The organism is Streptomyces sp. NPDC000880, assembly GCF_053599675.1.
Map to the genome: position 1 here is coordinate 1 of NZ_JBSFMS010000095.1, position 13,792 is coordinate 13,792.

12 protein-coding genes and 1 pseudogene are annotated in these 13,792 nt (G+C 70.2%); 6 read left to right on the forward strand and 7 right to left on the reverse strand.

Annotation, left to right across the window (positions count from 1 at the left end):
• Window positions 1–90 precede the first annotated feature (90 nt).
• From trxA to ACWDO5_RS25695, 4 genes and pseudogenes are all read right to left on the reverse strand, one after another.
• The gene (gene trxA, locus ACWDO5_RS25680; protein ID WP_450532716.1) at window positions 91–423 is read right to left on the reverse strand and encodes a thioredoxin; all 333 of its coding nucleotides are present in this window, start codon (window positions 421–423) and stop codon (window positions 91–93) included.
• Window positions 424–426: 3 nt separating this feature from the next.
• The gene (locus ACWDO5_RS25685) at window positions 427–819 is read right to left on the reverse strand and encodes a MerR family transcriptional regulator (protein WP_450532717.1); all 393 of its coding nucleotides are present in this window, start codon (window positions 817–819) and stop codon (window positions 427–429) included.
• Between the two features lie 43 nt (window positions 820–862).
• Window positions 863–997 (reverse strand): annotated as a pseudogene (locus ACWDO5_RS25690) (imine reductase family protein); the annotation flags it as partial.
• A 354-nt stretch (window positions 998–1,351) separates the two neighbouring features.
• Complete coding sequence (locus ACWDO5_RS25695; protein WP_450532718.1) at window positions 1,352–2,725, reverse strand: cation:dicarboxylate symporter family transporter; 1,374 nt, start codon at window positions 2,723–2,725, stop codon at window positions 1,352–1,354.
• A 127-nt stretch (window positions 2,726–2,852) separates the two neighbouring features.
• On the opposite strand from ACWDO5_RS25695, the gene ACWDO5_RS25700 reads away from it, so the two are divergent.
• The 4 genes from ACWDO5_RS25700 to ACWDO5_RS25715 all read left to right on the forward strand — a co-directional run bounded on the left by ACWDO5_RS25700 (window position 2,853) and on the right by ACWDO5_RS25715 (window position 6,935).
• Window positions 2,853–4,493: a sensor histidine kinase gene (locus ACWDO5_RS25700; RefSeq protein ID WP_450532719.1), complete on the forward strand. Its 1,641-nt coding sequence runs from the start codon at window positions 2,853–2,855 to the stop codon at window positions 4,491–4,493.
• A 94-nt stretch (window positions 4,494–4,587) separates the two neighbouring features.
• Window positions 4,588–5,277: a response regulator gene (locus tag ACWDO5_RS25705; protein ID WP_450532720.1), complete on the forward strand. Its 690-nt coding sequence runs from the start codon at window positions 4,588–4,590 to the stop codon at window positions 5,275–5,277.
• A gap of 413 nt (window positions 5,278–5,690) precedes the next feature.
• On the forward strand, window positions 5,691–6,302 hold the full coding sequence (locus ACWDO5_RS25710) for a helix-turn-helix domain-containing protein (RefSeq protein ID WP_450532742.1): 612 nt from the start codon (window positions 5,691–5,693) through the stop codon (window positions 6,300–6,302).
• Window positions 6,303–6,353: 51 nt separating this feature from the next.
• Window positions 6,354–6,935, forward strand: a complete 582-nt coding sequence (locus ACWDO5_RS25715; protein ID WP_450532721.1) for a YdeI/OmpD-associated family protein — start codon at window positions 6,354–6,356, stop codon at window positions 6,933–6,935.
• 66 nt (window positions 6,936–7,001) lie between these two features.
• On the opposite strand, the gene ACWDO5_RS25720 is transcribed toward ACWDO5_RS25715, so the two are convergent.
• The 3 genes from ACWDO5_RS25720 to ACWDO5_RS25730 all read right to left on the reverse strand — a co-directional run bounded on the left by ACWDO5_RS25720 (window position 7,002) and on the right by ACWDO5_RS25730 (window position 10,141).
• The gene (locus ACWDO5_RS25720; RefSeq protein WP_450532722.1) at window positions 7,002–8,117 is read right to left on the reverse strand and encodes an IS630 family transposase; all 1,116 of its coding nucleotides are present in this window, start codon (window positions 8,115–8,117) and stop codon (window positions 7,002–7,004) included.
• Window positions 8,118–8,454: 337 nt separating this feature from the next.
• Complete coding sequence (locus ACWDO5_RS25725; RefSeq protein ID WP_450532723.1) at window positions 8,455–8,916, reverse strand: helix-turn-helix domain-containing protein; 462 nt, start codon at window positions 8,914–8,916, stop codon at window positions 8,455–8,457.
• 199 nt (window positions 8,917–9,115) lie between these two features.
• On the reverse strand, window positions 9,116–10,141 hold the full coding sequence (locus ACWDO5_RS25730; protein ID WP_450532724.1) for an ATP-dependent 6-phosphofructokinase: 1,026 nt from the start codon (window positions 10,139–10,141) through the stop codon (window positions 9,116–9,118).
• 264 nt (window positions 10,142–10,405) lie between these two features.
• Between ACWDO5_RS25730 and pta the strand changes: the two genes are divergently transcribed.
• Both pta and ACWDO5_RS25740 read left to right on the forward strand, forming a co-directional pair.
• The gene (gene pta, locus ACWDO5_RS25735; RefSeq protein WP_450532725.1) at window positions 10,406–12,496 is read left to right on the forward strand and encodes a phosphate acetyltransferase; all 2,091 of its coding nucleotides are present in this window, start codon (window positions 10,406–10,408) and stop codon (window positions 12,494–12,496) included.
• 30 nt (window positions 12,497–12,526) lie between these two features.
• Window positions 12,527–13,780 (forward strand): acetate kinase, encoded by a 1,254-nt coding sequence (locus tag ACWDO5_RS25740; protein ID WP_450532726.1) that lies wholly within the window; start codon window positions 12,527–12,529, stop codon window positions 13,778–13,780.
• The last annotated feature ends 12 nt before the right edge of the window (window positions 13,781–13,792 follow it).

Below are 13,792 nucleotides of genomic sequence, written 5' to 3' on the forward strand. Positions count from 1 at the left end.
TCGACACACCCCACCCAACGCCACACGACCGGCCCAGGACACCCCCGGACCGGTCACACCATACGAATCAACGACCCGCGAAGTACGGGACTAGATCACGTCCTCCAGCTCCTGCAGCAGCCGCCGCTTCGGACGCGCGCCCACCATCGACTTCACCGGCTCGCCCGCGCGGAACACCATCAGCGTCGGCATCGACAACACGCCGTACCGCGTCGTGGTCTCCGGGTTGGTGTCCACATCGAGCTGCACGACCTTCAGCCGGTCAATCTCCTCACTCGCGAGCGCGCTCAGCACCGGCGCGAGCTGGCGGCACGGGCCGCACCAGTCCGCCGTGAACTCGACCAGGACCGGGCGGTCCGCCCCGAGCACCTCGGCGTCGAAGTCCGCGTCAGTCACCGCAGCGACGCCCTCTGCCTGAATCATTCGTCACCCTCCGAATTCGCAACGTGGTTCCGGGCCGGCCGACAACTCGGCCTCGGCCCGCGCGAGCTGTGCCCCGACCTGGGCACGCACCGACTGCAACTGCTCGATCAGCGTGTCCAGTTCACCGAGCTTCGCCCGGTATACGGCGAGCGATGCGGGGCAGGAGTCCCCCGCCGGATGCCCGGCGCGCAGGCAGTCGACGAACGGTCTGGTCTCCTCCAGGTCGAACCCGAAATCCTGCAAGGTCCGGATCTGCTGGAGCAGCCGCAAGTCGTCCTCGTCGTACGTGCGGTAGCCGTTCACCGCGCGCCGGGCGGGCAGGAGTCCGCGGGACTCGTAATAGCGCAGCGTGCGTGTGGTGGTGCCGGCCCGCTCCGCCAACTCGCCGATTCGCATGTCTTCGACGGTAATCCTTGACGTCGGCGTCAAGGCAAGTGGCTCAGTCCCGCAGTACCTCGTACGTGCTCGCCCAGTCGTCGGAGCCGTGCCCCTTCGCGATCGCCCGGTCCGCGACGGACTTGACGGCTTTTGGTTGGGAGACGTCGAGCCCGCGGGTGCGCGCGGCGTGCAGGGTGTGCTCGACGCCCGGCCATCATGCCGAGGTTGGTCTGCGCCCCCGAGTAACTGCCCGCGTCGATGTTGGGCGTCCGCGATGCGCGCCTCACGCGGATGGAGGAGAGAACCCCAGCGGCGACGTGCCGGCACATCGACGCACCGTGCGGGCCGGGTGGTGCACTGTGCGCGTACGAGTGTGGGCGAGGCGCTGATGGCAGGCGGCTGATCGCTCATCCGCCCGCGGTCAGCGGCTGGTCGGTGACCGGTCCACCGACCGCCGTCGGTGGACCGGCCCCGCGGTCAGCGGCTGGTCGGTGATCCGGCCCGCCAGGCCGCCCGCCGCCCAGCCGCTTCACGCCTCGCCCGCCACCCGTCAGACCTTCGCACGCACCGCGTCCGCGTCCCGCTGCTCCGGCACGTCCGCGTTCTCGACCGCCTCCGGCGCCGAGTGACCGTCGTCGAGGAGCGTCTTCTCGTCGAACGGGATCCTGCCGGCCAGCACCTCGTCGACCCGCGCCTTGTCGATCTCCTTCGTCCACGTCCCGACCAGCACCGTCGCGACCGCGTTGCCCGCGAAGTTGGTCAGCGCGCGCGCCTCGCTCATGAAGCGGTCGATACCGACGACCAGGCCGACACCGTCGACCAGCTCCGGCCGGTGCGACTGCAGACCGCCGGCCAGCGTGGCCAACCCGGCCCCGCTGACGCCCGCCGCGCCCTTCGACGCGACGAACAGGAAGAGGAGGAGCGGGATCTGCTCCCCGATCGACATCGGGTTGCCCATCGCTTCGGCGATGAAGAGCGAGGCCATCGTCATGTAGATCATGGTGCCGTCGAGGTTGAAGGAGTACCCCGTCGGGACGGTGATACCGACCACCGGCTTGCTCACGCCCAGGTGCTCCATCTTCGCGATGAGCCGCGGGAGCGCGGATTCGGAAGAGGAGGTGGAAAGGATCAGCAGGAACTCACGGCCCAGGTACTTGAGGAGCATGAGGATGTTGAGGCCTGCCACCACGCGCAGCAGCGCGGCGAGCACGATGAAGACAAAGAGGAAACAGGTGACGTAGAAGCCGAGCATCAGCACGGCGAGGCTCTTGAGAGCGTCCAGACCGGCGGAGCCGGTGACGGCCGCGATCGCGCCGAAGGCACCGATCGGCGCGGCCCACATCACCATGGCGAGGATGCGGAAGACGAGGCGCTGAATGTGCTCGACACCGCGCAGCACTGGCTCACCGACCGAACCCATCGCCTGCAGGGCGAAGCCGGCGAGAAGCGCGACGAGGAGGGTCTGCAGGACCTCGCCCGCGGTGAAGGCGGAGACCATCGTGGTCGGGATGATCCCGAGCAGGAATTCGACCGTGTCCTTGGCCTCCGCCCCGACCTGGCCCTGGCCCGCCTCCTTGACCGCTTCGGTCACCGCCAGGCCGTCACCCGGGTGCAGGATGTTGCCGACGACCAGGCCGATGGCGAGGGCGACCATCGACATGACCATGAAGTAGGCGAGCGCTATGCCGCCGACCGCGCCGACCTTGGCGGCCTTCCGCACCGAGCCGATGCCCAGCACGATCGTGCAGAAGATGATCGGCGAGATCATCATCTTGATCAGGTTCACGAAGCCGGTACCGAGCGGCTTGAGCTCAACGGCGAACTCGGGGGCGGCCAGGCCCACGGCGATGCCGAGCACGACCGCGACGATCACGGCGATATAGAGATAGTGGGTACGGTCCCGCCTGACGGCTCCAGCAGCCACGGGGTGCCTCCTCGTTGAATTGGGCGTCCATGTCCCGATGGATGTCCGTGACTATTCACGAGGCTGTGACACGGGTCACCGTTGCGTGCGTTTCGTTCACATAAAATCGGCCAGGCAGACTTGTTACATGCGCATACCCGTTCCCCGTAGCCTCGCCGGCCAGCTCTTCGCCATGCAGGTCGTGCTGGTCGCCGCGATTGTGGCGGGCTGCGCGCTCTTCGCGTACTTCACCGACCGCTCGCAGGCCGAGGAGACCGCGCGCCTGCAGTCCAGGGCCACGGCGGCGGCCGCCGCGCGCTCACCCTCCGTCATCGAAGCCGCGCGCTCCGAGGACCCCTCGCCCCGGCTCCAGCCGTACGCGGAGGCACTGCGCAAGGCTACGGGGGTCGACTTCGTGGTGATCATGGCCCCGGACGGGACACGCTGGACGCACCCGGAGCCGAGCCAGATCGGCAAGACGTATCTGGGGCACATCGGCCCTGCGCTGCGGGGCAAGGTGTACAGCGAGACGTACGTGGGCACGCTCGGCTCCTCGGTGCGGACGGTGGTCCCGGTCTACGACGGCGAGAAGATCACCGGGGTCGTCAGCGCGGGCATCACCATCCAGAAGATCAGCGAGCAGGTGAGCAAGCAGTTGGCCGCGCTGCTCGCCATGGCGGGGGCGGCGCTCGCGCTGGGCGGCGTCGGCACCTACGTGATCAACGCGCGGCTGCGGCGGCATACACACGGCATGAACGCGGGCGAGCTGAGCCGTATGCACGACTACCATGAGGCCGTTCTGCACGCCGTGCGCGAGGGGCTGCTGATGCTCGACGGACGGCGGCGGATCGCATTGGTCAACGACGGAGCCCGGGAGCTGCTCGGCCTGGATGCCGACGCGGTCGGCCGACCGGTGGCCGAGCTCCGCCTGCCGCCCGCGCTCACCGGGGCGCTGCTGGCGTCCGAGCCGCGGGTCGACGAGGTCCATCTGACCGCCGACCGGGTCATCGTCGTGAACACCAGCCCGGTCGTCGGCGGCGAGCAGCGCGGGACCGTGGTCACCCTCCGGGACCACACCGAACTCCAGGCGCTCTCGGGGGAGTTGGACTCCGAGCGCGGCTTCACCCAGGCCTTGCGCTCGCAAGCCCATGAGGCGGCCAACCGCCTCCACACCGTCGTCTCGCTGATCGAGCTCGGCCGCGCGGACGAGGCGGTCGACTTCGCGACCGCGGAGCTGGAGCTGGCCCAGGACCTGACCGACCGGGTCGTCGGCGCGGTCGGCGAGCCGGTGCTGGCCGCGCTGCTGCTCGGCAAGGCGGCGCAGGCGAACGAGCGCGGCGTCGAGTTGGTCCTCACGGAGGACAGCCGGATCGACGACCGGGTCCTTCCGCCGTCGCTGCCGGCGCGTGACCTGGTGACGATCCTGGGCAACCTGATCGACAACGCGGTCGACGCGGCGTCGGAGGCGGGATGGGGCGGCAACCCGCTCGCCCCCGGCCCCGTGTCCGGGCGGCCGCTGCGCGCCCGGGTCGCCGTGACGGCGCGCGCGGACCACGACGAACTGCTGCTGCGCGTCGCGGACTCGGGCGCGGGCATCGACCCGGCCGACGCGGACGAGGTGTTCCGGCGCGGCTGGTCGACGCACGGCGCGGGGCGCGGGCTTGGCCTCGCGCTGGTCCAGCAGGCCGCGCACCGCAGCCGCGGCACGGTGGTGCTGGCCCAGGGCCCGGACGGCGGCGCGGAGTTCACCGTACGACTGCCGCTGCACACGGCGGAGGTCCCGGCATGACCACCACCCCACCCGCGCCTGTCCCGCGTCCCGCCGCGCCCAGGGCGAGAACACGCCCCAGTGCCCGGCAGCCGCGCACCGCGGAGGTGTCCCCGTGAGCGGCGAGCCCATCAGAGTTCTCGTCGTCGAGGACGACCCCGTCGCCGCCGACGCGCACGCCCTCTACGTCGGCCGCGTCGCCGGGTTCACCGTCGCCGGGGTCGCGCACTCGCGCGCCGAAGCCGTACGGATTCTCGAACGCGCCGAGGTCGATCTGCTCCTCCTCGACCTCTACCTTCCCGACGGGCACGGCCTCCGCCTCGTACGATCGCTGCGCGCCGCCGGGCACTCGGCCGACGTCATCGCCGTCACCTCCGCCCGCGACCTCGCGATCGTCCGCGAAGGTGTCTCCCTCGGGGTCGTCCAGTACGTCCTGAAACCCTTCACCTTCGCCACCCTCCGCGACCGCCTCCGCCGGTACGCCGAGTTCCGCGCCGCCGCCGGTGAGGCCAGCGGCCAGGACGAGGTCGACCGGGCGCTCGCCGCGCTCCGGGCGCCCGAGGGCGGCGGTCTGCCCAAGGGGCTCAGCGCCCCCACGCTGGCGGCCGTCACCCGCACCTTGCGCGACTCCGCCGACGGGCTCACCGCCGCCGAGGCCGGCGCCGCCGTTGGCATCTCGCGGATCACCGCGCGCCGCTACCTCGAGCATCTCGTCACCGAAGGACGGGCCGTGCGCAGCCCCCAGTACGGGCAGATCGGGCGGCCCGAGCTCCAGTACCGCTGGAAGCCCGCCCCCACCCACTGACCCCACCCACCGACCGCACCACTCAACGGCCTTTCCCTGCACGGGGATTGGCCCTGTGAACGGCCGGTCCTACGGTCACGGCAGCCCCCGTGGCGCGGAGCTCCGGCTCCGAGCCCCCGGTTCAGAGGAGGTCGTGCCCGTGCGCCCCAACTGGTGCTGTACATGCTGATCGCCTGGAGGCTGGGCGGCGGGTTCGCGCTGGGCGGGGCCGTCAAGGGGTGATGGGCCGGCACGTACCGTCACGTGACGTTACCAAACGGTAACGATCAGCTCGGACGTTCCTACGACCGGTCGCTCTGGGTGAACGCACCGTAGTCGCCGGTCCCTCTGGCCCCTAGCGTGAGCGCGTGCACCACACCCCCTCCCCACCCTTCGACGCCCCCGCCGCACGCCGACTGCGCGAGGCCCTCGGTATGGCGCCCGGCCATGTCGCGTACGGCCTCCGTGCCCAGTACGGGCTCCACATCACCCCCGACACGGTGGTCGCCTGGGAACGCGGGCTCGACGCCCCCGGTTCGCACGAACTGACCGCTCTCGCCGGGGTGTTGTGGTGTGCGCCCACCGATCTGCTCACCGCCGCGACCACCCTGCGCGAGCACCGTATGGCGCGCGCCCTCGCCCCCGACGACCTGGCGCGGCGGGTGGGCTTGGACGCCACCTCGTATGTGCGGATGGAGGAGTCGGGGCGCTGGCGCGGCAATGAGCGGCAGACCGCCGCGCTCGCCGAGGTGCTGGACCTGGGCCCCCGCGAGCTGCTGACCGCGACCGGCCGGGACGAGGACCTCGCCGGCCTGCTGCAGGACGCGGTGAAGGCGCGCTGGCAGGCGTACGTCCGTCCGGTCGGAAAGATGCTGCCGATGGACCGCGGCCACCTCGAGGACGTACTGCAGGAGCTGCACGCCGACTACCAGTCCCGGATGGTGGCCACCCTCAACTGGGGCACCGCGTCGCAGAACACCGGGGAGCCGGGCCGGGAGTTCCTGGACCGGATAGTGGACCACTTCTGGGAACTGGCGCGCGGCTAGTGCTGTGACCGGGAAGGTTCACCGGGGCGCGGCCGGGCTAGCCTGGCCCGCATGGAGGAGTTCAACGGGGTGGAAGTCGTCGCGTTCCTGGATGCGGCGGCCTTTGAGGACTGGCTGGCCGAGCACCACACCCGCCGCGAGGGCGTGTGGGTCAAGGTTGCGAAGAAGGCGTCAGGGATCGCGTCGGTCACGGATGACGAACTGGTCGACGTGGGGCTGTGCTGGGGCTGGATCTCCGGGCAGCGTCGGGGCTTGGACGACCGGTATTACCTGCAGAAGTATGGGCCACGGCGACCGAGGAGCCTGTGGTCGCGGGTGAATGTCGAGAAGGTCGCGGCGCTGGCGGCGGCGGGCCGGATGCGAGAGCCCGGCCTCGCCGAGCAACGGGCCCAGGAGGACGGCCGCTGGGACCGCGCGTACGCATCGCAAGCGACAGCTGTTGTCCCGGACGACCTTGCTGCGGCGCTTGCCGCGGACCCGGCGGCGCGTGCGGCGTTTGACGCGCTCGACCGGACCACCCGCTACCTCGTGATGCTCCCGCTGCTCCAGGCCGCGACGTCGGAGACTCGGCAGACGCGGCTGGAGCGGGCGGTACGGGACCTGGCGGAGGGGCGGCAGGTGGGCGAAGGGTGATCGTCCCGGTGGAACTCCTGGACCGCTGGTGCTGTGACCTGAAGCGATCACCGGGTTGCGTCCTCATCAGGTGGCGAGTAGTCGTCCGCCCCAGCGGATGCCTTTCTCGCTGCGGACACGGGCGCGTTCGCGGCGTTGAGCGGCCAGGACGTCGGGGTGCCGGGCGTGGGCGTTGCGCCAGCGCAGGTAGCGGTGCAACTCCCGCGTCTGGACGGTGTGGTTGGGATGACTGGAGTTGGCCAGGGTGAACTGCCGCAGCGGCCCGAAGTGCGCCTCTATCGGGTTCGCCCACGACGCGTTCGTCGGCGTGAAGCACAGCTCGACCTTGTTCCGCTTGGCCCAGCGCAGGATGCCCCCGTTCTTGTGGGCGGACAGGTTGTCCAGGATCACGTAGATCGGGGCGCCGTCGGGACGGGCCGCCCGGATGCTCCTGAGCGCGGCCCAGCTTGGGCCGATGCCCTTGCGGCGCCGGTTGACGCCCCACAGGGTGTCGTCGCCGACCGAGTAGCAGCCGTGGAAGTAGGTGACCCCGTGGGTGCGATGGTAGGTCGCCGGCAGCCGGTCCGGCCTGCCCTGCTTCGCCCAGCAGGACCCAGCGGTCGGGCGGATGCCGAGCGGCCCGAACTCGTCGAAGGCGAAGGTCCTCTCGGGCCGCTCGTAGATCGCGTACTCGATCCGGTCCAGCTTCGCGTCAAAGTCCAGATCGGTGGACTCCTTCCATGTCTTGCTCCGCTGGAACGTCACGCCTCGACGCTGGAGCATGCAGCGCAGGGCCTCGCGTCCGATGTGTATCGGGCGGGCGAAGTTGCGCCGCAGGTGGTCGGCGAGTTTGCGGATCGACCAGCGAGTGAAGGGCTTCCCGAGCTTGGTGGGGCGGGTGGTGGCCGTCTGGATGACGAACTCCTCATCGTCATCGCTGAGCATGCGGGGACGGCCTCCCGCCCACTGAGGGTCCAGGCAGGCCAGCCCGATCTCATTGAAACGGTGGATCACGTCGCGAACCGTGTCCTCGTCGGCCTGCACCAGCTTTGCGATCACCGGGACCCGGTTCCCGCCGGCCGAGGCAAGCAGCATCACCGCCCGCCGGAACCGCACCGTGCTGGTGCTGCCCCGCCGCACGATCCCCTGGAGCTTCCGCCCCTCCGCCTCGGTCACCCGACGAACCCAGACCTGCTCTGCCATCCCGCCTCCTCACACCGATCGGACGTGTCGTCACATCCAACCGACGCGAGGCCAGTCGTCACCAACCCGGTGATCGTTTTCGGTCACAGCACTAGGCCAGGAAACCCAAAGGCCGCCAGACGGCTTCGACGGCTTGAGACTGAAGCGCGGGGTGGTATACGTCGCGCACGGCTGCTGGTAGAGCCGCCCGTCCTGCCCGCCGGCCTCTGCCAGACACAAGGCCGAGTGGACGGCCCTGATCTGTACGGGTCCGGGCTGAAGGGGGCCGGGCTGATAAGAGCGGGCTGCTCCGTGCTCTGTCTGTTGTCCGGCTCATCGGAGTCGAGGGAGGCGAGCGTCACCGCCCGCACGACCAGGCCCAGCGCGAGGACCACCGCCGGCAGCACGCACGGGCGAGCCACGGCCTGCGCGACGGCTCGGGCCACGGCTCGGGCGACGCGAACTCCTCGGTCCCGGGCCCCGGTTCCGGTTCGCCGACGGCGTACTGCGGGACCTCGACGGACTGCCGCTCGCGCCGGCCGAGCTCCTTGCGTACGCGCAGCCAGGTCTCGGTCGTCCCGGGGCCGCAGCCGCAGGCGCGTACGAAAGCCGCCACGAGTTCCTCGCGCGGCACCGTGCTGCGGCTGAACATATTGGCGACGGTCGAGCGCGGCAGTATGTCGCCGACCGCGTCCGCCCGCGCGGTCAACTCCCGGTAGGTCAGGCCGGACCAGTCCTTGAGCGCCTGCATCTGCGCGACGAACTCGACGGAGCTCTGGGCCTGTTCCGGATCCGGAGCGGCAGGTCCGTCGGAGTCCATGCGGCCCTCCCCTTCCACGTTCACGTGCTGGGACAGGGTTGGGACATGTCCCGGACGCGGAACAGCCTTGCGATTCGCGCCAGTCAACTCAAGAGTGATCTGCGCCATCCAAGGCGGAAAACAAGAGTGGCCTTGATCGCGCACGGGGGGGGCGATCAAGGCCGCTCGGCCGCCGAAGCCGAAACCGAAGCCCGCAGGGTCAGAAGACCGACTCGGCCTCGTACACCCGGTCCTCGGGCACGGTCTTCAGCTGGGCGACCGCCTCCGCCAGCGGCACCATGACCACGTCCGTCCCGCGCAGCGCTGTCATCATGCCGAACTCACCGCGGTGCGCCGCCTCCACCGCGTGCCAGCCGAAGCGCGTCGCCAGCACCCGGTCGTACGCGGTCGGCGTGCCACCGCGCTGCACATGACCGAGGATCACTGGCCGCGCCTCCTTGCCGAGCCGCATCTCCAGCTCCGAGGCCAGGCGGTTGCCGATGCCCTCGAAGCGCTCGTGCCCGAACTGGTCGATCTCGCCCTTCGCGTAATCCATCGAGCCCTCGGCCGGATGCGCACCCTCCGCCACGCACACCACGGCGAACTTCTTGCCGCGCGAGAATCGCTCCTCGACCATCTTGACCAGGTCCTCGACCTGGAAAGGCCGCTCGGGCAGACAGATGCCGTGCGCGCCGCCCGCCATGCCGGACTCCAGCGCGATCCAGCCCGCGTGCCGCCCCATGACCTCGACGACCATTACGCGCTGGTGCGACTCGGCCGTGGTCTTGAGGCGGTCGATCGCCTCGGTGGCGACCGTGACGGCGGTGTCGAAGCCGAAGGTGCGGTCTGTGGCAGAGATGTCGTTGTCGATGGTCTTCGGTACGCCGACGACTGGCATCCCCGCCTCGGCGAGCATCCGGGACGCGGTGAGCGTGCCCTCGCCGCCGATCGGGATGAGTGCGTCGATGCCGTACTGCTTCGCCAACTCCGCGGAATTCTCCGCGGCTTCGCGCAGCCTGCCGCGCTCGAGGCGCGCGGAGCCCAGGATCGTACCGCCGCGGGCGAGGATGCCGCTGACGGCGTTGAGGTCGAGCGGCCGGTAGTGGCCGTCGAGCAGCCCCTTGAACCCGTCCTCGAAACCTATGACTTCATCGCCGTGACCGGTCAGGGCACGGTGCACGACTGACCGGATCACTGCGTTCAGGCCCGGGCAGTCGCCGCCTGCCGTGAGAACTCCGATGCGCATCGTGCTGTGTCTCCTGCTCGTCATTGGTACATGTGAGCCCAGGTTCGATTGTTCCACGGACCCCGGGGAACCCGCGCTTTCAGCTACTCCGCCGAACTGCCGTAGGCCCTTCCTCGTGGGCCATTGGTCCCGGGCCCGTCCGGGCCTGATCCGGGCCCCGCCCGGCGGGCGCCTTATCCACCCGCGGAGGTACTGTCAAGAGGGCAATGCCGCCCCAAGTGGCTCTTTTGTATGCACAAACATGGACATGACGGGAGAGCACGTGTGACGCGCAGCGTGTACGTGACCGGGATCGACCGCGGAGACGGCCGGCAGGTGGTCGAGCTCGGAGTCATGGAGCTCCTGACCCGTCAGGTGGACCGGGTGGGTGTCTTCCGCCCACTGGTCCACGACAGCCCCGACCGGTTGTTCGAGCTGCTGCGTGCCCGCTACCGGCTGTCGCAGGATCCCGCCTCCGTCAACGGCATGGACTACCACGAGGCCGCCGCGCTGCAGGCCGAGAAGGGCACCGACGAGCTGGTCTCCCGGCTCGTCGGTCGCTTCCACCAGGTGGCTCGGGATTACGAGGTCGTGCTCGTCCTCGGCACGGACTACGCCGCCACCCAGTTCCCCGACGAGCTCGCGCTCAATGCCCGGCTGGCCAATGAATTCGGCGCCTCGGTGATCCCAGTGGTCGGCGGCAAGAACCAGACCGCCGAGTCGGTGCGGGCCGAGACCCGTAACGCCTACCGCGCCTACGAGGCCCTGGGCTGCAACGTCCTCGCGATGGTCGTCAACCGGGTCGTCCCCGAGGAGCGCGAGAGCATAGCCGAGCGGCTGGCGGCCCGCCTCCCGGTGCCCTGCTACGTGCTGCCCGACGAGCCGGCGCTCGCGGCGCCCACGGTCGCCCAGATCACCCACGCGCTGGGCGGCACGGTACTCCTCGGCGACGAGGCGGGCCTGTCCCGTGACGCGCTGGACTTCGTCTTCGGCGGCGCGATGCTGCCGGGCGTCCTGAACGCCCTGACCCCAGGCTGCATGGTGGTCACCCCCGGCGACCGCGCCGACCTGGTGGTGGGCGCGCTGGCCGCGCACTCCGCGGGCACCCCACCCATCGCGGGCGTACTGCTGACGCTGAACGAGCGGCCGAGCGAGCAGGTCCTGACGCTGGCTTCCCGGCTCGCGCCCGGCACCCCGGTGGTCCTGGTCTCCGGCACCAGCTTCCCCACCGCAGCCGAACTCTTCGCGCTGGAAGGCAAGTTGAACGCCTCGACGCCGCGCAAGGTGGAGACCGCGCTGGGCCTGTTCGAGCGGCATGTCGACACCGGCGATCTCCTGGCACGTATCTCGGTGGCCCGCAGCGGCCGGGTCACCCCGATGATGTTCGAGCACGATCTGCTGGAGCAGGCCCGTGCCGTCCGCCGTCGCGTCGTGCTGCCCGAAGGCACCGAGGAGCGTGTGCTGCGCGCCGCCGACGTGCTGCTGCGCAGGGACGTCTGCGAGCTGACCCTGCTCGGCGACACGGAGGTCATCCGCAAGAAGGCCGCGGACCTTGGCATCGACCTCAGCCCCGGCGCCACCCAGCTGGTCGACCCGCAGACCTCCGAGCTGCGCCAGGTCTTCGCCGAGCGGTACGCACAGCTGCGCGCCCACAAGGGCGTGACGGTGGAGCTGGCGTACGACGTGGTGGCGGATGTGAACTACTTCGGCACCCTGATGGTCCAGGAGGGCCTGGCCGACGGCATGGTGTCGGGCTCGGTGCACTCGACGGCCGCGACGATCCGCCCCGCCTTCGAGATCATCAAGACGAAGCCGGAAGCTTCGATCGTCTCGTCGGTCTTCTTCATGTGCCTGGCCGACAGGGTGCTGGTGTACGGCGACTGCGCGGTCAACCCGGACCCGAACGCCGAGCAGCTCGCGGACATCGCGGTCCAGTCGGCGGTGACGGCGGCCCGCTTCGGCGTGGAGCCGAGGATCGCGATGCTCTCGTACTCCACCGGCACCTCCGGCTCCGGCGCGGACGTCGACAAGGTGCGGGAGGCGACCAAGCTGGTGCGGGCGTCGCGTCCGGACCTGCGGATCGAGGGCCCGATCCAGTACGACGCGGCGGTCGAGCCGTCCGTCGCGGCGACGAAGCTGCCGGACTCCGAGGTGGCGGGCGAGGCGACGGTGCTGATCTTCCCTGACCTCAACACCGGCAACAACACCTACAAGGCCGTGCAGCGCTCGGCCGGCGCCGTGGCCGTCGGGCCGGTGCTGCAGGGTCTGCGCAAGCCGGTGAACGACCTGTCGCGCGGCGCGCTCGTCAGCGACATCGTGAACACGGTCGCGATCACCGCGATCCAGTCGCAGCCCGTGCAGACCCAATCCGTATGACCACTCCGTATGACCACGCCTACAGAAAGCATGACCCCGCCTACAGAAAGCACCACCGCCGTGACCGCGAATGCCACCCGGGTCCTCGTCCTCAACTCCGGCTCCTCGTCGGTGAAGTACCAGCTGCTCGACATGAGTGACAGTTCGCGCCTGGCGGTCGGGCTGGTCGAGCGGATCGGCGAGGAGACCTCCCGCCTTGTGCACACCCCGCTGACCGGCGGCGGCGCCAAGCAGCGTGAGCGCACCGGCCCGGTCGCCGATCATGGCGCGGCGCTCAAAGCGGTCGCCGACGAGCTGACGCAGGACGGGCTCGGCCTGGACTCCCCCGAGCTGGCGGCGATCGGCCACCGGGTGGTCCACGGCGGGCTGAGGTTCACCGAGCCGACCGTGATCACCGACGAGGTGCTCACGGAGGTGGAGCGGCTGGTTCCGGTGGCCCCGCTGCACAACCCGGCGAACATCGCCGGCATCCGCACCGCCCAGGCGCTGCGCCCGGATCTCCCCCAGGTCGCGGTCTTCGACACGGCCTTCCATACGACGATGCCGGAGTCCGCGGCCCGCTACGCGATCGACGTAGCGACGGCGGACGCACACCGGATCCGCCGCTACGGCTTCCACGGCACGTCGCACGCGTACGTCTCCCGCCGGACAGCGGCCCTGCTGGGCAAGGACCCGTCCGAGGTGAACGTCATCGTCCTGCACCTGGGCAACGGCGCGTCCGCATCGGCGGTGGCGGGCGGCCGGTGCGTGGAGACCTCGATGGGATTGACGCCATTGGAGGGCCTGGTGATGGGCACCCGCTCCGGTGACATTGACCCCGCGGTTACGTTCCACCTCAAGCGGGTCGCGGGAATGTCCGCGGACGAGATCGACGAACTGCTCAACAAGAAGAGCGGTCTTGTGGGTCTGTGCGGCGACAACGACATGCGGGAGATCCGCCGCAGAATCGATGAGGGGGACGAGCGCGCCCGGCTCGCCTTCGACATCTACATCCACCGGCTGAAGAAGTACATCGGCGCGTATTACGCGGTACTCGGCCGGGTGGACGCGATCGCGTTCACGGCCGGGGTCGGTGAGAACGCGGCGCCGGTGCGCGAGGCGGCCGTCGCGGGCCTGGAAGAGCTGGGGCTCGCGGTGGACCCCGGTCTCAACGCCGTACGAGCCGACGAGCCGCGGCTGATCTCGCCGGCTTACGCGCGGGTGGCGGTGGCCGTGGTCCCGACGGACGAGGAATTGGAGATCGCACGGCAGACTTTCGCTCTGGTCGCTCCGGAGGGCGTCTGAGAACGGCCCCAG

What these genes read in the sequence shown, in the direction of transcription:
- trxA (WP_450532716.1), bottom strand. Translation starts at nt 423, where the DNA reads ATGATTCAGGCAGAGGGCGTCGCTGCGGTGACTGACGCGGACTTCGAC.
- ACWDO5_RS25685 (WP_450532717.1), bottom strand. Translation starts at nt 819, where the DNA reads ATGCGAATCGGCGAGTTGGCGGAGCGGGCCGGCACCACCACACGCACG.
- ACWDO5_RS25700 (WP_450532719.1), top strand. Translation starts at nt 2,853, where the DNA reads ATGCGCATACCCGTTCCCCGTAGCCTCGCCGGCCAGCTCTTCGCCATG.
- ACWDO5_RS25710 (WP_450532742.1), top strand. Translation starts at nt 5,691, where the DNA reads ATGGCGCCCGGCCATGTCGCGTACGGCCTCCGTGCCCAGTACGGGCTC.
- ACWDO5_RS25715 (WP_450532721.1), top strand. Translation starts at nt 6,354, where the DNA reads ATGGAGGAGTTCAACGGGGTGGAAGTCGTCGCGTTCCTGGATGCGGCG.
- ACWDO5_RS25720 (WP_450532722.1), bottom strand. Translation starts at nt 8,117, where the DNA reads ATGGCAGAGCAGGTCTGGGTTCGTCGGGTGACCGAGGCGGAGGGGCGG.
- ACWDO5_RS25725 (WP_450532723.1), bottom strand. Translation starts at nt 8,916, where the DNA reads ATGGACTCCGACGGACCTGCCGCTCCGGATCCGGAACAGGCCCAGAGC.
- ACWDO5_RS25730 (WP_450532724.1), bottom strand. Translation starts at nt 10,141, where the DNA reads ATGCGCATCGGAGTTCTCACGGCAGGCGGCGACTGCCCGGGCCTGAAC.
- ACWDO5_RS25740 (WP_450532726.1), top strand. Translation starts at nt 12,527, where the DNA reads ATGACCCCGCCTACAGAAAGCACCACCGCCGTGACCGCGAATGCCACC.